The sequence below is a fragment of the Curtobacterium sp. MCBA15_008 genome (assembly GCF_001865065.1).
GTDB lineage: Bacteria > Actinomycetota > Actinomycetes > Actinomycetales > Microbacteriaceae > Curtobacterium.
Genome location: NZ_MJGN01000054.1, coordinates 1 through 299 on the forward strand (window position 1 = coordinate 1; position 299 = coordinate 299).

Below are 299 nucleotides of genomic sequence, written 5' to 3' on the forward strand. Positions count from 1 at the left end.
CTGCTTGGTCGAACCGCAATGGCCGGGCGTGCCATTGTTCTCCCTGAATGTTCCTACCTTGCCGGTGAGCCGGCCCTAAGGACAAAATAATGAAGATTGCGATTCTGTCGCGTAACCGTCATTTATACTCAACACGTCGGCTAGTAGAGGAAGGTATCAACCGGGGCCATGAAGTGAAGGTGATCGACTGTCTTCACTGCTCCATGAATATAAACTCCGCCGATCCAAAGATTCATTATCATGAAGAGGTGCTGGAAGATTTCGATGTGGTGGTCCCCCGTATTGGCGCGTCTGTGACC

The 299-nt window shown here is 51.2% G+C and carries 1 pseudogene; it reads left to right on the forward strand.

Features of this window, described 5'->3' with window-relative positions:
* Positions 1-89: 89 nt before the first annotated feature.
* Positions 90-299, forward strand: a pseudogene (locus tag BIU96_RS19175) (30S ribosomal protein S6--L-glutamate ligase); the annotation flags it as partial.